This window comes from Nesterenkonia flava, from assembly GCF_031432335.1.
GTDB lineage: Bacteria > Actinomycetota > Actinomycetes > Actinomycetales > Micrococcaceae > Nesterenkonia > Nesterenkonia flava.
The window spans coordinates 1-19623 of the sequence record NZ_JAVKGT010000041.1 but is presented as its reverse complement, the minus strand read 5'-3'; the positions used below and the strand labels follow the sequence as shown (position 1 = coordinate 19623).

The window sequence follows — 19623 nt, the reverse complement described above, 5'->3', positions numbered from 1 at the left end:
AGACCCTCGCGGCCTAGACTCTTATTTACTTAGTCCAACTTCTGGGGCCCACTTCGGAACCACCGGGGCTCTCAGGTGAGGGCATCAGTGACGTGCGTCGCCGCCGTCGTGCCTCACACGCTTAGGCTCCTGAAACGGAGCGGGAATCACTCGCCCTGCTGCAGGACGAAGGCAACCTCAAGGTCCAGGGTGACCTTGTCGCCGACCAGCACACCGCCGGCCTCCAGGGCTGCGTTCCAGGTCAGACCGAACTCCTTGCGGGAGATCACAGCGGAGGCGGAGAAACCGGCGCGGGTGGCACCGAAGGGATCCACGGCCTGGCCGCCGAACTCGACGTCGAAGGTGACCTGCTTGGTCACGCCGCGGATGCTCAGGTCACCGGTGACCTGGAACTCCTCAGCGGCGGGAGTCACGCCGGTGGCCACGAAGGTCAGGTCGGGGTTCTTCTCGGAGTCCAGGAAGTCCTCACCACGCACGTGAGCGTCGCGATCCGCGTTCTTGGAGTTGAAGGAAGCAGCCTTCACCGTGGCGTTGACGTCAGCGGCACCGTCCTGGCCGACGTTCAGCGTGGCGGAGGCCTCTTCGAAGATCGCGCGCACCTTGGAGATGCCGGCGTGACGGACCGTCAGGCCGATCTCGGAGTGTGCGGCATCCAGGATCCAGGTACCGGGGGTCAGAGTTGCTGCCATGGTGGTGATCTCCTTCGAACAGTGATTTAAGAGTCTTCTTCAGACACGTCACCGCACGGCCATTCCGTGCGGTCTACCCCTCACCAACTAAGAGTACCCCACGTTTATTTCAAAATTTAAGAAATTAACTGAACGTTCACCTTCTCCCCCGACGACGACACCTGGTTGCACCGCATGCACGCGGGACCAGAAGCTCATCCTGTGCGCCCTGGGTGAAGGTTGCCCGCCCATACCAGGGGTGAGACAGTAGACTCTTCGCAAGACTGCCTGCAGTGCGCCTGACCCCGATCCCCCGGGGACGTGCGTGCTAGAGACAACGATTGGAGGTGTTCGTGGGCCTGCTCAACACCCTGGAGCGCGGGATCGAGAAAGCAGTCCGCGGAGCCTTCTCAGGACGCGGAGGGAGCCTCGGCCCCGTGGAAATCGCCACAGCAGTACGCCGCCACATGGACGCAGACGTGCGCAACGTCGCTGACGGGCACAGCTTGGTCCCCAACCTCTACAAGATCCGCCTCTCCGAGGAGGACTTCGCCGAGGCCAAGAAGTACGGCACCGCCCTGGCCGAGGAGCTGTGCGATGAGATCATCCGCCACGCCGACTCTCAGGGCTACTCCCTGCTGGGCCCGGTGAAGGCCACGTTCGTGAAGAACACCGAGCTCAAGCGCGGACAGATGAGCATCGAAACGCAGACGGATGCCGATGTGCGCACCTCCGCCCCGTCGGTGCCCCGTCCCTCTCACGCCCCGGCCGCCGGCCCCACTGCCACGGCCGCCCTGCCGCAGGCCATGAGCCGCTCGGCTTCTCGCGTCCGAGACCGTGTCGCCACCCTGGAGCACGAGGGCCGCAACCACACCCTGTCGGAGGGCACCACCGTGATCGGCCGCTCCTCCAGCGCAGACATCACCATCGCCGACACCGGCATCTCGCGTAAGCATCTGGAAGTGATCTACGCCGGGGGCCGCTGGTACGCCCGCGACCTGGGCTCCACCAACGGCTCCTACGTCAACGGCGAGCCGCTGTCCCCCGCCACCGGTGACGCCGAGCTCTACGACGGCGCACTCATCGCCCTGGGACAGGCCCGGCTGCGCTTTCGCCTCGGCGAGTGAGTGAGCGCCCATGAGTGAACTTGCCATCACCGTTCTGCAGTTCGGCCTGCTCCTGCTGCTCTGGATCCTGATCATCTCGATCATTGGGGCCCAGGGCCGCGACATGATGGTCTCGAAGCGCTCTCGCACCCGCGCTCACAGCGGCGGCAACGGCTCCGGCGGGCCGCGACCCGCTGCGAGACCGTCTTCCGCCCATGCCGGCGGCGGCACACCCCCGACCATCCACAACACCGGCCAGACCCCGCGCCCTCGCCCCCGCCGTCTGGTGGTCTCCGAGGGTCCGCTCGTGGGCACCGAGGTGGAGCTGGGCTCGGCCCCGATCATGCTCGGACGGGCGCAGGAGTGCACCCTGGTGCTGGAGGACGATTACGCCTCCGGCAAGCACGCCCGACTTTTCCCGCAGGGTTCCCGGTGGTTCCTGGAGGATCTCGGCTCCACTAACGGGACCTGGCTGGGCGAAGAGCAGCTGACCCGGGCCTCCACTGTGGAGCCCGGTGACCGCATCCGCATCGGAAAAACCGTTCTGGAACTGAGGACCTAAGCCCACCATGGCCCTAGTCTTCCGCTTTGCCGCCCGGTCCGACGCCGGAGCCGTCCGTTCCAAGAACGACGACTCCGGGTACGCCGGCCGCTACTTTGCCGTCGTCGCCGACGGTATGGGCGGTCATGCCGGTGGCGATGTGGCCAGTGCCTCCACCGTGCTGGACCTGGCCCATCTGGACGCCCGCGGCTTTGCCGAGCCGGACACCGTGCTCCCGGACGAGATCCAGACCGCCAACGCGTTTCTGAACAAACTGGTCAAGACCAACCCCAAGCTTGCGGGGATGGGCACCACCATCACCGCCGCCCTCATCACGGAGGACCGGCTGCAGTTCGCCCATATCGGCGACTCCCGCGCCTACCGGCTGAAGAAGGGCCGGTTCCGGCAGGTCTCCACCGACCACACCTTTGTCCAGCGCCTAGTGGACGAAGGACGCCTGGACCCGGAGGCCGCCGAGTACCACCCGCACAAGAATGTGCTGATGCGCGTGCTCGGCGACGTCGACGCTTCTCCGGAGCTGGACATCACCAGCTTCCCGCTGGAAGCCGGCGAGCGCTGGCTGCTGTGCTCCGATGGACTCAACGCCGTGGTCTCCGACCGGCTGATTGAGCAGAAGCTGCGCTCCGGGGCCTCGCTGGAGCAGATCGTCGACGACCTGGTGGACCTCACCCTGGAGGGCGGTGCCCCGGACAACGTCACTGTCATCTGCCTGGAGGTCGTGGAGGCCGACGAGGACGCCCTGGCTGCTAATGACACGGTGCCCCTGAGCGAGGAAGCCGTGGCTGCCGCCTCCTCCTACTCCCACCCGCCGCATGACGAGACCATGGAGCTTGAGCTGGTCCCGGTCGTCAACACCCAGGCCCTCTCCGGTCACAGCCCTGAGGAGGGAGAGCTTTCTCCCCTCTCGGCCGCCATGGTCCAGCGCAAGCTCGGGGTCCGCCCCCACACCCTGGTGGGCGCAGCGGTGCAGGCTACCGAGACCGGCGTGATCCCGGTGATCCCCCGCAACGTGGATGAGCACCCCGTCCCGCTGCTGACCGGTCAGCCCCTGAAGCCCGTGCGGCACACCTACTCCGAGATGCTCGGCGAGCCCCAGCCGGAGCAGCTGTCCCCGCAGGAAACCCCAGCCGAAGCCCCCGCAGAGACCACGGCTCCCTCCCAGGAGAGCCCGGAGGAGGATGACGAGGAGCTCGTCGAGGACTACGAGCTCGACGAGGAGGATCTCGAAGCGCTCGAGACGACCCGACGTCGTCGTTCCTGGTTCCTGCCCACCTTTGTGGCTCTGCTTGCCCTGCTCATCGCCGTGGTGACCTTCCTGGGGTATGTCTGGACCCAGACGCAGTACTACGTGGGCGAGGACAACGGCGAAGTGGCCATCTACACCGGCGTCTCCCAGTCGCTGGGCCCCATCACCCTCTCCGAGGTCGACGAGCACGCCGGCTTCACCATCGAGGAGCTCGCCCCGCTGCACCGCGACCGGGTGGTCGGAGGCATCCCTGCAGACGACCGGGCGGACGCCGAGCGAATCGTGGAGAACCTGCGAGGCACCCTGCGCGCCACACAGCCTGAGCCCGAGGAAGACGCGCAGGACGACGACGACACCGAGGCCCAGGACGAGGAGACTGAGGCTCCCAGCGAGCCCACCGACTCCCCCAGCCCGGAAGAGACCGAGACGGACGCCGAGGCAGGTGAGGACGCATGAGCGAGACCCAGACCGCCCACCAGGCTCCCCAGAGTCAGGGATCCCGGCACGGCTCCCACGGGCACCAGGGAGATCATCCCAAGCCGCGGCGGAACGTGGAGCTGGTGCTGCTTCTCATGGCCCTGACCATCGGCATCGGTGCCCAGGTGCTGGTGGGGCTGACTCTGGATGAAGAAATCGGCACCGCCTACTGGACCGAAGGCGCCATTCAGGCCGGCCTGGCCCTGGGATTCCACGTGGTGCTGCGCCTGCGCGCCAAATACGCAGACCCCTTCATCCTGCCCATCGTCGTGACGCTCAACGGCCTCGGTATCGCCATGATCCACCGGCTGGACTTCACCTCCGCCTACAGCGGGGTCGCAGACCGTCAGCTGATGTGGACCGCGCTGTCCATGGTCGTGGCCGTGGTGGTGCTGTGGGTCCTGCAGGATCACCGCCGTCTGCGGCAGTTCACGTATCTGTCCCTGGTGGCCTCCATCGTCCTGCTGCTGCTGCCGATCGTGCCCGGTCTGGGCGATGAGGTCTACGGCGCCAACGTCTGGGTGAGCATCGGAGGCATGTCCTTCCAGCCCGGTGAGCTGGCCAAGATCACCCTGGCCATCTTCTTCGCGGGATTCCTGGCCAATAACCGGGATCTGATTCTTCTGGCGGGCAAGAAGATTGGTCCGCTCACCTTCCCTCGGGTGCGCGACCTGGCGCCGCTGTTTATCGCCTGGCTGGTGGCCCTGGGAGTGCTCATCGTCCAGAACGACCTGGGCAACGCCCTGATGTTCTTTGGCCTGTTCGTGGCCGTCATCTACGTGGCCACCTCCCGGTTCTCCTGGATCGCGATCGGCGGAGTGTTCGTCACCATCGGCGCGTTCCTGGCCTACCACCTGGTGTGGCACTTCCGGCAGCGCGTAGAGATCTGGCTCAACGCCTTCGATCAAGAGGTCTACGAGCGTGTGGGCGGCTCCCACCAGATCGTCCAGGGCATGTTCGGCCTAGCACACGGCGGCCTGACCGGCACGGGTCTGGGGCACGGCACCCCGCAGATGGTGGCCCTGGCCAACTCCGACATGATCATTGCGGCATTCGGTGAGGAACTGGGCTTCATCGGCCTCTCCGCCATGCTGCTGCTGTATCTGATCCTCTTCTCCCGCTACATGCGCGCCGCTATCGGCACACGCGACCACTTCGGAAAGCTCCTGGCCAGCGGTCTGGCCGTGGTGCTGGTGCTGCAGGTCTTCGTCGTCGTCGGGGGCATCACCCGCGTCATCCCGATGTCCGGGCTGGTCTCTCCCTTCCTTTCCGCCGGCGGTTCCGCGCTGCTGGCCAACTGGATCATTGTGGCGATCGTGCTGCTGATCTCCCATGCTGCGCGCCGCCCAATCGTGGTCGGTCCCATGGTCAACACCTCCGGCGAGGGAGCCTCGGGCACTGAGGATCGCCTGCACCGGGATCGCCGCTCCGCGCGCCCCGAGACACCCGCAGAGCAGACCCAGCACTTTGCCCCGCCGTCCTCGCCGGCTCGTCCCCTGCGCCGGGGAGGTGAGCACCAGTGAACAATGCCATCCGCCACACCTGGGTGGTCTCTGTGGCCATGTTCGTCACGCTCTTCGCCGCCCTCAGCGTGATCCAAGTTGCGCTGACCGATGAGCTGAACCGCAACGAGAACAACGCTCGGCAGATCATCGCCGATCGCGGCGCCCCCCGCGGGCCCATCACCGTGGACGGCAGTCCGATTGCCGAGTCCGTGCCCACGGACTCCGGCCAGTTCGACTATCAGCGGGTCTACCACGACTCGGAGCTCTACTCGGGAATCACCGGGTTCTACTCCATCTCCGAGGGCCCCACGGGTCTGGAGCGTTCTCTCAACGAGTACCTCTCCGGCCAGTCCGATTCGCAGTTCTTTGACCGCATCACTGCGCTTTTCACCGGGGAGACCATGGAGGGCGCCCAGGTGGAGCTGACCCTCGACGGCGAGCTGCAGCGCCTAGCGTTCGACCAGATTCCCGACGGCACGCGCGGTTCGATCATCGTCACCGACCTCCGCACCGGCGACATCAAGGCCATGGCCTCCAAGCCCACGTTCAACGCCAACCACATGGCGGTGCACAACAGCGAGGAGTACACCCAGAACAAGGAGCGCGTCGAGGCCATCGAGGGCCTGCGGATGTACCAGTACCGGCCCATCAACGAGCCGATCTTCCCCGGCTCCACGTTCAAGATCGTCGACGCCGTCGCGATGCTGGAATCCGGCGACTATGAGTTGGACACGGAGCTGGAGAACCCCGACTCCATCCAGCTGCCCCAGTCCAACCACCGCCTGCCCAACCTGGTCACCGGCAACTGCCACCAGCGCAGTGAGGCGCCCTTCATCTGGATCTTCGCCCAGTCCTGCAACACCCCCTTCGCCGAAGCCGCCATGGAGCTGGGCGAGGACGCCATCCGGGATGCCGCGGAGAGCTTCGGCTGGAATGAGAGCCTGAGCATCCCGCTGGATGTCACGGCTTCGCATTTCGGTGAGATGACCAGCGAGGCTGAGCTGGCCCAGAGCGCCATCGGCCAGCAGAGCGTCAGCGCCACGCCCCTGCAGATGAATCTGGTGGCCGCTGCCATCGGCAACGGGGGCACCATGATGCACCCGCAGCTCGTGGAGGTCATCCGCGGCTCGGACCTCCAGATTCTGGACCAGCCCGGCCCCGAGGTGCTCCATGACGTCACGGATGAGGACGTGGCCGAGCAGATCACCGAGATGATGGTTGAGACCGTGAACTCCGGCACCGCGCAGTCCGCCCAGTCCGACCGCTTCCAGATCGCGGCCAAGACGGGAACCGCCGAGACCGGCGAAGAGGGCGTGTACAACACCTGGATCACCGGCTTCGCGCCCGCCGATGACCCGCAGTACGCGGTCACCATCGTCTACGAGCGCATCGACTATCAGACCGGCACCTCATTGGTGGGGCCGCAGCTTCGCACCATGCTGGAGGCGGTGATCACCGAATGAGACCAGCCGTTGGAATCACCATGGGTGAGCGGTACAAGCTCACTGAACGCATCGCCATCGGCGGTATGGGTGAGGTCTGGAAGGCCGACGACGAGGTGCTCGGCCGCACTGTGGCCATCAAGATCCTCAAGGAGGAGTACACCGGGGACGAGGCCTTCCTGCGGCGCTTCCGCGCGGAGGCACGGCACACGGCACTGCTGAACCACCCGGGCATCGCCGACATCTACGACTACGGCGAACAGGCCGGCTCCGGATACCTGGTCATGGAGCTGGTGCCGGGCCGCCCCTTAAGCGTGATCCTGGAGAAGGACAGGACCATGCCATGGGAGAAGACCCTGTCGATCCTGGCCCAGACCGGACGTGCCCTGCAGGTCGCCCACGACCAGGGCCTGGTCCATCGCGATGTGAAGCCGGGGAACCTGCTCATCACCCCTACCCGGAGGGTGAAGATCACCGACTTCGGCATCGCCCGTCTGGCAGACCAGGTACCGCTGACCGCCACGGGTCAGGTCATGGGCACCGTGCAGTACCTCTCGCCGGAGCAGGCCACGGGCCAGCACGCCACCGGCTCCTCCGATATCTACGCCCTGGGCGTCATCGGGTACGAGGCGCTGGCCGGCCGCCGTCCCTTCACCGGGGAATCACAGATTGCCATTGCCCTCAAACAGGTCAATGACCCTCCCCCGCCGCTGCCTGAGGACATTCCTGAGCCGGTCCAGGCGCTCATCATGTCGATGCTGGCCAAGGATCCGGACCAGCGCCCGGCTAATGCCACCAAGTTGGCTGACGCCGCCGAGGCCCTGCTGCGCAATGACCTGGACTCTGCGGTGGAAGCCGTGCCGGCCATGCTCAACCACCTGGATTACGACGGCGACTCGGACGCCCCCACCCAGGTGATGGGTCTGGCGGCGCCCACGGCCGCAACGAGCGTGATCACCCCGGGAACAGGGGATGAGGCACCATCAGCCTCGACTCCGTCCCAACCCGAGGAGGTGAGATCCCGAGCGGGTTTTGGCGGGGCCGCCGGTGGCGCTTCCGCGGCGGGCAGCCGCGCTGAGCGTCCCTCGGCGGCCGAGGAGGAGAGCACCACGTCCGGTTCCCGCTGGCGCTGGCCCCTCATCGGCCTCATCACGGTGATTGCCCTGGCCTTGGCCGGAAACTTCATCCTGCCCCTCTTCGCCTCCGAGCAGGACGCCGAAGATCCTCAGCCCACCCCGGAACCTCAGCCCACCGTGACCGAGACCTTCATCACCGAACCTGATCTGGTCGAGGTCGTGGAGGAGGATCTCGTGGGACTACCCCTGGAGGAGGCCACTGAGATCCTCCAGGAGCAGGGCCTGGAGGTGGAGCCCGAACCGATGCCTAACTCCACCGAGCCGGAGGGAACCGTCACACGGGTGGCTCCCACCGGTGCCATTCCTCCCGGCGCCACGGTGACGCTGTTCTACTCGGCACCGGAGTCGCAGCCCCAGCCGGATCAGCCGCCGGCGCCGACTCCTCCGCAGACGTTCGTCCCGGCACCCACACCGACGCAGGCCCCACCACCGCCTGCACCTACTCCCACGACGCCGTCGCCCACTCCGACCCAGACCACCTCGCCGCCGCCGGAGGACCCGGAGCCCGAACCGGATCCGACGGACAGCCCCACGGCACCGGGCGGCGACGGAGACGACGGCGGCAGCACCGACGCCGGGGGTACACCCACCGCTGGCTCTCCCACCGCCACCTCAACCCCCGCACCCACCCAGACCAGTTCCCTGATCGGTCAGACTGAGATCCCTTCACCGAGGCCGCAGTCTCGAGGCACCTTCATCGTGCTGACTGGAAACTCGACACCATCTGGGCCAGGATCGATAGCAGGACCGACTCTATGACTGACAGCCAGCAGCGCGTACTGAACAGCCGCTACCGTATTGAGAAGCTCATCGGCCGCGGCGGGATGGCTGACGTCTACCTTGCCCACGATCTGTCCCTGGACCGTGCCGTCGCGGTGAAGATGCTGCGCCCGGACCTCGCCCGGGATCCTCAGTTCCAAGGCCGGTTCCGCCGTGAGGCTCAGTCATCGGCCTCCCTGAACCACCCCAACATCGTCGGCGTCTATGACACCGGGCAGACTCAGGTCGAGGAGCAGGACCAGCACCAGCAGCTGAAGAGTCCCTACATCGTGATGGAGTACGTCGACGGCGTCACGCTGCGGCATATTCTCCACGGCACACCCTCCTCTGCCTCCTCTGAGGCCACCGGTGACGCACACCTTCCGCCACCGCCGCCACCGGGGGAGGATGGGGAGCACGGCCCCTCGCCCGCCGAGCGCACCGGCGGACGTGAGCCACACACCTCTGACGTGCTGGCGCTCTCCGAAGATGCCGAGCCCACCGCTCCGGTGATCTCCGAACCTCTGAGGGAGAAGATCGACCACGCCCTGGGCAAGCCGCTGAGTGAGCGCGAAGCTGCCGGATACATGTCTGGGATTCTCGGTGCCCTGGGCTACAGCCACGCGAAGGGCATCGTCCACCGCGACATCAAGCCCTCCAATGTGATGGTCTCCAATGACGGCGCGGTCAAGGTGATGGACTTCGGCATTGCTCGCGCTTTGGCGGACTCGGCCTCCACCATGACTCAGACCTCCTCCGTGGTGGGCACCGCTCAGTACCTCTCTCCCGAGCAGGCCCGCGGTGAAGTGGTGGATCACCGCAGCGACCTCTACTCAGCGGGCTGCGTGCTCTTTGAGCTGCTGACCAACCGGCCGCCCTTCACCGGGGAGACCCCGGTCTCCGTGGCCTACCAGCACGTGCGGGAGGATGCCCCGCGGGCCTCGGACTTCAATAACATGATCACCCCGGCCATGGACTCGGTGGTCGCCAAGGCACTGACCAAGGATCCGGCGTTCCGCTTCCAGTCAGCACAGGAATTCGACCAGGCGCTGCAGATGGCGCTTCGGGGCATTGAAGTCGATGACGCCCCCACCACCGAGCTGGCCGCTGTCGGAGCTGGCGGCGGCCGAGGCACCTTCGATGACCTGGTGGCCCCGGCAGGGGTGGGGACCCCGCTTTCCGCCCGCACCCCGGAGGATCCTGCCGTCTACGAGCAGTGGGAGGACGAGGAGCCGCCCCGACGACGTCGTGGACCCTGGCTCGTACTGCTTGTGCTGCTGGCGCTTGGACTCATCGCCGGAGGTGGCTATGTCCTGGCCCAGATGCTGGGCTCCGACGATCAGATCGAGGTCCCCAACGTCAGTTCCATGACCCGTGAGGAAGCCATCGCGGAGCTCACCGACGCCAACCTCAGCTGGGACATCGAGGAACAGCCTCATGAGGAGGTGCCAGAGGATCATGCGATCGGCACAGATCCCGAAGCCGGCACACCCGTGGATCCCGACACCACCGTAGTCATCTACCTCTCCACCGGCGCGGCCTCGATCACCGTGCCCGATGGGCTCGTAGGTGAGGACGTGGACTCGGTACGCGCGGTACTGGAGGACATCGGTCTGGAAGTCGGGGAGATCTCCGAGGAGAATCATGCGTCCCTTCCCGAGGGCGCGCTGATCTCCACGGACCCCGCCTCCGGAACCGAAGTCTCGGCCGGCACCGCCATTGACCTGGTCATCTCGACAGGACTCGTGGAGCTGCCCAGCGGTCTGATCGGCGGCTGGCGCAACGACGCCGAGGATGTCCTGGCCCAGGCCGGGTTCACCACCCAGCTGCAATGGGTGGAGACCGAGGACGTCGACTTTGACGGCGAGGTCATCGGTCTGGAGGTCAACGGCGAACGAGTCACCGAAGGATCGGCCGTGCCCAGCGGATCCACCATCGTCATCGTCGCAGGCTATGCGCCCGAACCCGAGCCTGAAGAGGACGAGGAGGACGAGGACTCTGAGGAGGACGAGGACTCCGGCGGCAACGAAGATGACGAGGCCGCGGATGAAGGCTCCGACGATGAGGACTCCGGAAACGGGAACGGAAACGGAAACAACGGAAACAACGGCAACGGAAACAATGGAAACGGCCGGGGCAACGGCAATGGCAACAGCAGCAACGACAACGAGGAGTAGGCCCTTTTGAGGACTCCGGTCTCAGTCGCACTCGGCAGAGCAGCACGCGGAATCACCCGCCTCCGGGGTGGCTCCGGATCAGCCTTCCCCGGGCTCGTCGTGGAGAAGTTCGACCCGAAGTTTCTGGCACGCACCCTCGCCAAGCTGCCCCGCGGCGTCGTCGTCGTCTCCGGCACCAACGGAAAGACCACGACCACCAAGATGGTGGTGGAGCTGCTGCGCGGTCAGGGGCTGAAAGTCTTCACCAACTCCTCAGGCTCCAACTTCACCCGTGGTGTGGTGGCCTCCCTTCTCGGAGAGATGAGCCTGACCGGTCGTCTGGATGCTGACATCGCCGTGCTGGAGCTGGACGAGGCCCATGCGGTGCACTTTGTCCGCGCCGTGCGCCCCAACTACTCGCTGCTGCTCAACGTCATGCGTGATCAGCTGGATCGCTTCGGCGAGATCGACACCACGGCAGGCCTGCTGCGCACCATCGCTGAGCACACCACCGAAGGCGTGGTGCTCAACCGCGAGGACGCTCGGGTTGCCGCCATCGCCGACTCGCTCAGCGGGCAGGAGGTCCGCTACTTCGGCCTGGATGCGTCCCTGCGCCACCACTTTCCCAGTGACGACGAGCTGCATGCGACCACCGCCGCCGTGGAAGCGGTTGAGGGGAACGACGACGACACGTCCTCAGAGGCGCACACCAGCACCGCCACCGGACGTCCTGCAGATGTGCTTTTGACCGGGCTGGAGAACCACGGCGGGACCTTCCGCATCGGTGAGAAGACCGTGAGCACAGACCTGAAGGTCAACGGCGCCTACAACACCTATAACGCGGCTGCAGCGCTGGCCCTGGTCCGCATGGCTCTTGGAGCAGCAGTGGACGAGGCCGCTCTGATCGCCTCGCTGGCCGAGGTCTCTCCCGCATTCGGACGCGGCGAGTCCCTGGTGGTCAACGGCCAGCCCCTGGACCTGGTCCTGGTGAAGAATCCCTCCGGCTTCCGCCTGGGGCTGAGCAGCTTCTCGGCGGCCGGCGTGGCCACCATGATCGCCATCAATGACAACTATGCCGACGGCCGGGACATGAGCTGGCTGTGGGACGTCTCCTTTGGCTCTCTCGCCGACGAGGGCGTACGTATGGTCTCTGGGGTGCGAGCCCACGACATGGGGCTGCGCCTGGCTTATGACGAGGTGAGGTTCGATGCTCTCGAGCCCGACCTGAAAACCGGACTGGAGGAATTCCTGCGCGCCGCCCCTGATGCGCCCAAGCGCATCTTCTGTACCTATACCGCCATGCTCGCGCTGCGGAAGCACCTGAGCTCCTATACCGAAGTGGAGGCCTTCTGATGAGTTCTGAGACCCCCGCCGGGCGTCCCATCCGGGTGTTGCAGCTCTACCCCCGGGACATGAACATCTACGGAGACTTCGGCAACGCCTTGGTGCTCAAGCGCCGCCTGCAGTGGTACGGGTATGACCCGGTCATGCTCACCTACGATCCCGGTGACGAGTTCCCCGACGACGTCGATCTGGTGGTCGGGGGCGGGGGCCAGGACTCCGGCCAGGACCGCATTCAGGCGGATCTGCTGAGCATTGCAGACCGTCTGCACGCCCTTGCAGCCGAGGATGTGCCCATGTTGATGATCTGCGGTCTCTACCAGCTCTTCGGTCACTATTTCCAGACCCGCGAGGGTCACCGGATTGAGGGCATCGGTGTTCTGGATGTGACCACCCATGGCACCGACCGGCGACTGATCGGCAATGTGGTCTCCCACTCCGAGGAGTTCGGCCAGATCATTGGCTATGAGAACCACTCCGGTCAGACCTGGCTGGGATCAGAGGCCCAGCCCCTGGCCCAGGTGCTCACCGGGGAGGGCAACAATGATGAGGACGCGTTCGAAGGCGCCCGGCATCGCAATGTGATCGGCAGTTACCTGCACGGCTCGCTTCTGCCGAAGAACCCCGCGATCGCCGACTTCCTCATCGGCACTGCGGTGCAGCAGAAGTACGGCGAGTCACTGAGAGCGTTCAACGCTCCGGCAGATTCTGCCCTGCCCATGCCGGAGCTGACCGAGAAAGCACGGACCTCGGCGGCCGCACGCCCTCGGTAAGACGGGTTCCGGCAGGAACTATTTCCACTTCATCGTCATGATGAAGCCCACCATGGCGATGCCGAATCCGATCCCAACGTTCCAGTTGCCTGCAGCCTGGACCGGCAGCAGGCCGGAGGAGACGTACCAGACGATCAGCCAGAGCAGCCCCAGAATCATCAGGCCGAACATCGTGGCCTTGTACCAGGCGGGCAAGGTGTCATCGTCGGCGTCGAGCTCTTTGAAGCTGAAGGATTCAGCGTCGCGCAGCGGAGAGGAGCTCACCTCGTCGGAGGATTCCGCACCTCGCTTGTGCTTGCCACGGTTCTTCCGGTGTTTGGACTCTGGCACTCGCCGTCTCCTCAAGATGGGGGGTTTTGGGTATCCTGAACCCGTTCGCTCGCCGTTATCTTACGCGGTGCCATTCTACGCATTCGAGCTTCGGGCCATATGACTCTGACTTCACCGCCACCTCCACGTCATGCGGGACCACCCGCACCACCGCAGCCCCCTACGCAGAGGCAGGCCGACCGTCGTCGTCGTCGCTCTCCCCTCTCCACCGTCCTGGGCGGAATCGGGGAAATCCTCATCACCCTTGGCGTCCTGGGACTACTGTTCGTGGTGTGGGAGCTGTGGTGGACCGGAATCGATGCCGACCGCGATCGCCGTGAGGCCACCGAAGAGTTCTTCTCCAATATCCAGGCCACCGGTCCCGACGGGCCCAGTGCCGCAGGATCGGACGGTGAGCCCAGCTTCGAGGTCTGCTACACCCTCGATGACGGCACCGAGATCGGATGCTCGCCCTCCATGCGCGACCTCGCGGACGGAGAGGCGACCATGGCGATGCTCTACGCTCCACGCCTGGGAGATGACTGGGCCGCTCCCGTACGGCACGGCACCGAGTCCACCCAGCTGGACCGCGGCGGTGTGGGGCACTACACCGGGACCCAGTGGCCGGATGAGCGGGGCAATTTTGCCCTGGCCGGGCACCGCAACACCTACGCGAGCATGCTGGGCAACCAGGATCGGCTCACTCCCGGTGACCATCTCTATCTGCAGACTGCGGAGGGCATCTACACCTACGAAGTTTCCGAGTCCTATGTTGTGCTGCCCCACGAGCGGGACGTCATCGCCCCCGTACCGCGTGAGCTGGAGGCCGAACCGGAGACTGGACTGCTGACCCTGACCACGTGCCACCCGCTGTTCTCCAACGCGGAGCGGCTCATTACCCATGCCCGGATCGTGGACTTCCAGCCCACCGGAACCGACGTTCCTGCGGCCATCGCCCACCACATGCCCGACGACGCCGCGGCGCCGCAGGCTTCCGTTGCCGAGGCACACATCACGGCCCACGGGCTCGGGCCCCTTGCTGAGACTGCAGGAGGTCAGCGCTGATGTATGCGTGGTTCTTCAACCAGGTGCTGCCGGGACCGCTGTGGCTGCGGATCATCCTGGCACTGCTGATCGTAGCCGGTATCGTATTCCTCCTGATGGAGTTCGCCTTCCCGTGGCTGAGCCAGTACAGTCCGCTGAACGACTCCACTCTGGAAGGAGCCCCATGACCCGTATTCTCGTCGTCGACAACTACGACAGCTTTGTCTACACGCTGGTGGGCTACCTGCGGGAGCTCGGTGCCGAAGCCACGGTGATCCGCAACGACGACGTCACGGTGGAGGAGGCCAAGGCCCTGGCCGGTGAGCATAACGGTGTGCTCATCTCCCCCGGCCCCGGCACTCCCTCAGAGGCCGGAGTCTCCGTGGAACTCATCCGCTGGTGCGCCGAAGCCCGTGAGCCCATGCTGGGTGTGTGCCTCGGGCATCAGGGTCTGGGGGAGGCCTTCGGCGCCACGGTCACGCACGCCGAGCAGCTTATGCACGGCAAGACCAGTCCGGTGACCCACACCGGTCATGCCTCCTTTGCCGGGCTCCCCGAGACCTTCAGCGCGACGCGGTACCACTCCCTCGCGGTGAAGCCGGAGACCGTTCCCGACGTCCTGGAAGTCACTGCGACCACCGCTGACGGGGTCATTATGGGCCTGGCACACCGGGATGCCCCGCTGTGGGGGATGCAGTACCACCCGGAGTCGGTACTGACCGAGGGCGGCTATCGGATGCTGGGCAACTGGCTAGAGTCCCTGGGGCTGCAGGGCGCGGCCGCCAAAGCAGCAGACCTGAACCCGATCCGCTGACACCAAGCCCACACAAACAACCACACGCAAAAGGGGACCCGGCCAATGTGACCGGGTCCCCTTTGTCTGCGCGCCGTGTTTAGGTGGCCGGCTTAGGTGCCGGAACCTCAGCCTCAGTGGGCTTGGCGTCAGTGTTGGTCTCAGCCTGTGCAGCGGGCTTAGCCGAGTTGGCAGGAACCTTGGAGCTTGCCACGGGCTCGGGCTTCTTCCAGGGGTCCTCCACCGGCTGGGAGGCGCGCCACACAGCCACACCAGCGGTGACGGCAGCTGCCACGACGCCGAAGATCAGCAGACCCTTCTTCGTGGACGAGGTCTTCTGCTTCTTCTTCAGCTCCTTGGAGGCGGCCTTGGCGTACTTCTCAGAAGACTTCTTCAGCTTCTTGACGATCTTCTTATCGCCGGTCGCCTTGATGAGTGCCTTCTCCACACGGGGATCAACTTCGGCCTTATGGATCAGCTTGGCAGTCCGGTCGGCATAGCCGCCCAGCTTGCCGGCTGCGGCAGGGACGTACTTGTTGCTGATGTCTGCCTTGGCGCCGTCGTACTTCTTGATGACCTTCTCCACCTCCTTCTTAGCCTTCGGGGGGAGCTTGTCATACTGCGAAGCAATGCCGTCGCCGGCAATGAGTGAGTATTCCTTGATTTTCTGACCGGCCACAGCTGCGCCGTCGTTCACCGCGTGCAGCGCACGGGCCGAGGCGTCCTGAACCTTCGGGGCGCTCTTGCGGTAGGTTTTCTCCGCAAAGTCTGCCGCCGCACCGATCTTAGGCGCGGTCCAGTCCTTTGCGGTGTCGACTCCAGCGAGCACAGTGTGCTGCCAGCTGTGGCTCGGTTTCTTCTTCTTACCGAACATGCATGTGCCTTCCGAATCAGGAACGTTGCTTTCCTTAGCCTACGTTGTCTTGTGTCCCCGGTGCCATGGCAACGCCCAGTTGCCGGCATTCGCCCAGGAAAGTTACAGGCGGCACCCAGACACGCGGCGCTGTTGCCCCGTCTGCCGAGATGGAAGAATGAGCCCTATGACAGCTATTGCAACCCATCAGGCCACCATCAAGACTTCCCAGGGCGACGTCGTCGTGGAACTCTTCGGCAACCACGCCCCCAAGACCGTGCAGAACTTTGTGGGACTGGCCACCGGCGAGAAGTCCTGGAAGCACCCGGAGACCGGTGAGGACAAGACCGGCACTCCGCTGTACGACGGCACCGTCTTCCACCGCATCATCAAGGACTTCATGATCCAGGGCGGCGATCCGCTGGGTCTGGGTGTGGGCGGTCCTGGCTACCAGTTCGAGGATGAGATCCACCCCGAGCTCGACTTCACCGCGCCCTACAAGCTGGCCATGGCCAACGCCGGCCCGGGTACCAACGGCTCGCAGTTCTTCATCACCTCCGTGCCCACCACCTGGCTGCAGGGCAAGCACACCATCTTCGGCGAGGTGCGTGACGAGGAGTCCAAGAAGGTCGTCGACGCACTGAACGCGGTCTCCACCGACATGCGTGACCGTCCCAAGGAGGACGTAGTCATCTCCACCATCGAGATCAAGGCGCTGTAAACACTGAACACCTGTTATCGGCACCCGGACAGGCCGGCTTCGGTGCAGTGTCAGCGCTGCTCCAGGCCGGTCTGCCCGTCCTGCCAGATCCAGGCAACCGTGGGCTTTCACTGTCCCGGGTGTGTGGAGGAGGCACGACGACGACGCCCCGCCCCCCGTTCCGCCTTCGGTGCGCGGGTGCGGCCCGGAGCCCAGCCCGTGGTCACCTACGCGGTGATCGTCCTGTGTGCGGTCATGTACGCCCTGCAGTTGGTCAGCGACCGCGTCACCCAGCTGTTCTGGTACGTTCCGCTCTACACCTCTGACATTGCCCTGGCTACGGGACAGTTTGAGCCCTGGCGCATGCTCACCTCGTCGGTGCTGCACTCTCCCGCCTCGGCAATGCACATCCTGTTCAACATGATGGCCCTCTGGTTTGTGGGGCGGGTGATGGAACCGGAGATCGGCAGGCTGCGCTACGGGGCGCTTCTAGTCCTCTCCGCCCTGGGGGGTTCAGTCGCCGTGCTCATCCTCAGCGAATGGAACGTGCCCACCGTCGGAGCCTCCGGCGCGGTCTTCGGGCTCTTCGGTGCTCTGTTCATCCTCACGCGCGCCTCTGGTGCAGAGACCGGCGGCATTGTCGCCCTGATCGGCATCAACATGGTGGTGAGCTTCCTGGTGCCCAACATCTCCTGGCAGGGCCACCTGGGTGGTCTCGTCACCGGTGCCCTGGTGGCTCTGATCATCACCCGGGCACCACGCAGGGGTCGAGCCCTGTGGCAGGGCGCTGGACTGCTGGGGGTCGCTGCGCTGCTGGTAGCCCTCACAGCGGTGGGCGCGGCCATGGTTTCACCCTGAGAGCTTCATCCCCAGACTCCACAGTTCCGTGTGGATAATGCGCTGACCTGGGGTCTTACACGTGTGTAGTTTATTCACACTGTGGATAACAGCTGTGGAAAACAAAGAAGGCCCCAGGTCACCCTGGGGCCTTCTTGTGTTGCGGTGTGGAACTACATCTGGCCGTTGGCCTGGAAGTTCTCGTGCCAGCTGAGTGCCTCCGAGAGCAGGTGCGGAGTGTGGCGTCCGTTCGGGTTGGCCGCCGACGCCCGGTCGAAGTAGTCCTGCAGACGGTCGCGGAAGTCCGGGTGGGCACAGTTGTTGATGATCTTCTTCGCACGGGCTGCCGGGGAGAGGCCACGCAGGTCAGCGATGCCCTGCTCGGTGACCACGACGTGCACATCGTGCTCGGTGTGGTCCACATGGCTGGCGAAGGGAACGATCGAGGAGATCGCACCGCCCTTGGCAACAGAGGGCGAGACGAAGAAGTTCAGGAAGGCGTTCCGGGCGAAGTCGCCCGAGCCGCCGATGCCGTTGATGATGGAGCTGCCCATCACGTGGGTCGAGTTCACGTTGCCGTAGATGTCGGCCTCCACCATGCCGTTGATGGCAATGATGCCCAGACGACGCACGACCTCGGGATGGTTGGAGATCTCCTGGGTGCGCAGCAGGATGCGGCCCTTGTAGGCCTCAATGTTCTCGTTGAACTCCGTGGCTCGCTCTGCGGAGAGGCAGAAGCTTGTGGCCGAAACGGCGGTGAGCTTGCCGGTGTCGATCAGGTCCAGCATGCCGTCCTGGATGACCTCGGTGTAGGCAGTGAGGCCCTCAAACTCGGAGTGCGCGAACTCGGCCATGACTGCGTTGGCCACGTTGCCCACGCCCGACTGCAGGGGCAGCAGGCTCTCGGGCAGACGGCCCGCGGTGATCTCGTGGCGCAGGAAGTCCACCACGTGGGAGGCCATCGCCTTGGAGCCCTCGTCCGGGCTCTTGAAGGGGGCATTGCGGTCCGGGGCGCTGGTCTCGACGACGGCGACGACCTTGTCGGAATCAACCCGCAGGTAGGGGTCGCCGATGCGCTGCGTGGGCTCCAGCAGCTGGATGGGGCGACGCTGCGGGGGAAGCTTGGTGCCGTAGTAGACGTCGTGGAAGCCTTCGTACTCCCGCGGGTGCCAGTCGTTGACCTCGATGATCACCTTGTCAGCCAGGTCCAGCCAGGTCTTGTTGTTGCCCACAGCGCTGGAGGGCACCAGCAGGCCATTGGGAAGGATCGCGGAGACCTCGACCACGGCCACCTTGACGTCACCGTAGAAGCCGAACCAAGTCTGCTGAGCGGAGTGGCTCAGGTGGGCGTCCACGTACTCCGTCTCGCCAGTGTTGATGGATTTGCGCAGGTTCGGATCCGACTGGAAGGGCATGCGGAACTTCAGGGCACCCGCCTCTGCGAGAACGCCGTCGGCCTCGGGAGCGGTGGAGGCACCGGTGAGCAGCTTGATGCCGAACTCTTCGCCGCGGCCGTGGGCCTCCTTGGCGCGCTCGGCCAGAGCGGTGGGCACAGCCTTGGGGTATCCGGCACCGGTGAACCCGCTCATGCCGACGACGTCGCCGTCGTTGATGAACTGGGCTGCCTCCTCGGCCGAGGTGACCTTGTTCTTAAGGACTGGACAGGTGATACGAGACATCGACATCTATCTCTCTGGTCGGGACATCGGACGGTGCGCCTGTGACGCAGACCTCACTATGCTATGCGATAGATCACGTTCGCGCGAAAGAACTAACCGCATATGACACCTGAACGACCACTCAGATGAGCGATGCATCCATTCAGACCTCATCACCCCAGCTCAGGCGGGAGACGAGGGACGGGTTATAGGCCATAAATGTGTTGCTGAGTAGGCCTGCTTCCCAGTGCTGGGGCG

18 protein-coding genes are annotated in these 19623 nt (G+C 65.1%); 14 read left to right on the top strand and 4 right to left on the bottom strand.

The features are described from left to right. Positions 1 to 146: 146 nt before the first annotated feature. Positions 147 to 689 carry a YceI family protein gene (locus RH857_RS12285; RefSeq protein WP_310538266.1) on the bottom strand — a complete coding sequence of 181 codons (543 nt, stop codon included), beginning with the start codon at positions 687 to 689 and terminating at the stop codon, positions 147 to 149. A 326-nt stretch (positions 690 to 1015) separates the two neighbouring features. On the opposite strand from RH857_RS12285, the gene RH857_RS12280 reads away from it, so the two are divergent. The 9 genes from RH857_RS12280 to RH857_RS12240 are packed head-to-tail and all read left to right on the top strand — an operon-like array spanning position 1016 to position 13171. Further along, positions 1016 to 1795, top strand: a complete 780-nt coding sequence (locus tag RH857_RS12280) for an FHA domain-containing protein (protein ID WP_310538267.1) — start codon at positions 1016 to 1018, stop codon at positions 1793 to 1795. A gap of 10 nt (positions 1796 to 1805) precedes the next feature. After that, positions 1806 to 2336, top strand: coding sequence for an FHA domain-containing protein FhaB/FipA (locus RH857_RS12275; protein ID WP_310538265.1), 531 nt, complete (start codon positions 1806 to 1808; stop codon positions 2334 to 2336). 7 nt (positions 2337 to 2343) lie between these two features. After that, positions 2344 to 4038, top strand: a complete 1695-nt coding sequence (locus RH857_RS12270; protein WP_310538264.1) for a PP2C family protein-serine/threonine phosphatase — start codon at positions 2344 to 2346, stop codon at positions 4036 to 4038. Beyond that, on the top strand, positions 4035 to 5582 hold the full coding sequence (locus RH857_RS12265; protein WP_310538263.1) for an FtsW/RodA/SpoVE family cell cycle protein: 1548 nt from the start codon (positions 4035 to 4037) through the stop codon (positions 5580 to 5582). The genes RH857_RS12270 and RH857_RS12265 overlap by 4 nt, the downstream gene beginning before the upstream one ends. Beyond that, positions 5579 to 7027 (top strand): penicillin-binding transpeptidase domain-containing protein, encoded by a 1449-nt coding sequence (locus RH857_RS12260; RefSeq protein ID WP_310538262.1) that lies wholly within the window; start codon positions 5579 to 5581, stop codon positions 7025 to 7027. The genes RH857_RS12265 and RH857_RS12260 overlap by 4 nt, the downstream gene beginning before the upstream one ends. Further along, positions 7024 to 8901: a protein kinase domain-containing protein gene (locus tag RH857_RS12255; RefSeq protein WP_310538261.1), complete on the top strand. Its 1878-nt coding sequence runs from the start codon at positions 7024 to 7026 to the stop codon at positions 8899 to 8901. The genes RH857_RS12260 and RH857_RS12255 overlap by 4 nt, the downstream gene beginning before the upstream one ends. Continuing rightward, positions 8898 to 11078 (top strand): protein kinase domain-containing protein, encoded by a 2181-nt coding sequence (locus RH857_RS12250; RefSeq protein WP_310538260.1) that lies wholly within the window; start codon positions 8898 to 8900, stop codon positions 11076 to 11078. Before RH857_RS12255 ends, RH857_RS12250 begins: the two co-directional genes overlap by 4 nt. Positions 11079 to 11084: 6 nt before the next feature. Continuing rightward, positions 11085 to 12410 carry a MurT ligase domain-containing protein gene (locus RH857_RS12245; protein ID WP_310538259.1) on the top strand — a complete coding sequence of 442 codons (1326 nt, stop codon included), beginning with the start codon at positions 11085 to 11087 and terminating at the stop codon, positions 12408 to 12410. After that, positions 12410 to 13171 carry a type 1 glutamine amidotransferase gene (locus RH857_RS12240; RefSeq protein WP_310538258.1) on the top strand — a complete coding sequence of 254 codons (762 nt, stop codon included), beginning with the start codon at positions 12410 to 12412 and terminating at the stop codon, positions 13169 to 13171. The genes RH857_RS12245 and RH857_RS12240 overlap by 1 nt, the downstream gene beginning before the upstream one ends. 18 nt (positions 13172 to 13189) lie before the next feature. Here the strand turns inward: RH857_RS12240 and RH857_RS12235 are convergent, their stop codons facing one another. Then, on the bottom strand, positions 13190 to 13501 hold the full coding sequence (locus RH857_RS12235; RefSeq protein ID WP_310538257.1) for a cell division protein CrgA: 312 nt from the start codon (positions 13499 to 13501) through the stop codon (positions 13190 to 13192). Positions 13502 to 13600: 99 nt separating this feature from the next. On the opposite strand from RH857_RS12235, the gene RH857_RS12230 reads away from it, so the two are divergent. The 3 genes from RH857_RS12230 to RH857_RS12220 are packed head-to-tail and all read left to right on the top strand — an operon-like array spanning position 13601 to position 15338. Beyond that, positions 13601 to 14545 carry a class E sortase gene (locus RH857_RS12230; protein WP_310538256.1) on the top strand — a complete coding sequence of 315 codons (945 nt, stop codon included), beginning with the start codon at positions 13601 to 13603 and terminating at the stop codon, positions 14543 to 14545. Further along, the gene (locus RH857_RS12225; RefSeq protein ID WP_310538255.1) at positions 14545 to 14712 is read left to right on the top strand and encodes a hypothetical protein; all 168 of its coding nucleotides are present in this window, start codon (positions 14545 to 14547) and stop codon (positions 14710 to 14712) included. Before RH857_RS12230 ends, RH857_RS12225 begins: the two co-directional genes overlap by 1 nt. Next, a complete protein-coding gene (locus tag RH857_RS12220; RefSeq protein WP_310538254.1) occupies positions 14709 to 15338 on the top strand; it encodes an aminodeoxychorismate/anthranilate synthase component II in 630 nt (209 codons plus the stop codon). The genes RH857_RS12225 and RH857_RS12220 overlap by 4 nt, the downstream gene beginning before the upstream one ends. Positions 15339 to 15417: 79 nt before the next feature. On the opposite strand, the gene RH857_RS12215 is transcribed toward RH857_RS12220, so the two are convergent. Continuing rightward, positions 15418 to 16191: a hypothetical protein gene (locus tag RH857_RS12215; RefSeq protein WP_310538253.1), complete on the bottom strand. Its 774-nt coding sequence runs from the start codon at positions 16189 to 16191 to the stop codon at positions 15418 to 15420. A gap of 166 nt (positions 16192 to 16357) precedes the next feature. Here RH857_RS12215 and RH857_RS12210 point away from each other — a divergent pair, with 166 nt between their 5' ends. Together RH857_RS12210 and RH857_RS12205 are read left to right on the top strand one after the other, a co-directional pair. Further along, positions 16358 to 16891, top strand: a complete 534-nt coding sequence (locus RH857_RS12210) for a peptidylprolyl isomerase (protein WP_310538252.1) — start codon at positions 16358 to 16360, stop codon at positions 16889 to 16891. Positions 16892 to 17014: 123 nt separating this feature from the next. Beyond that, entirely contained in the window at positions 17015 to 17728 is a 714-nt protein-coding gene (locus RH857_RS12205; protein WP_310538251.1) for a rhomboid family intramembrane serine protease, read from the top strand. A gap of 152 nt (positions 17729 to 17880) precedes the next feature. On the opposite strand, the gene scpC is transcribed toward RH857_RS12205, so the two are convergent. Next, complete coding sequence (scpC, locus tag RH857_RS12200) at positions 17881 to 19386, bottom strand: succinyl-CoA:acetate CoA-transferase ScpC (RefSeq protein ID WP_310538250.1); 1506 nt, start codon at positions 19384 to 19386, stop codon at positions 17881 to 17883. Positions 19387 to 19623 lie beyond the last annotated feature (237 nt).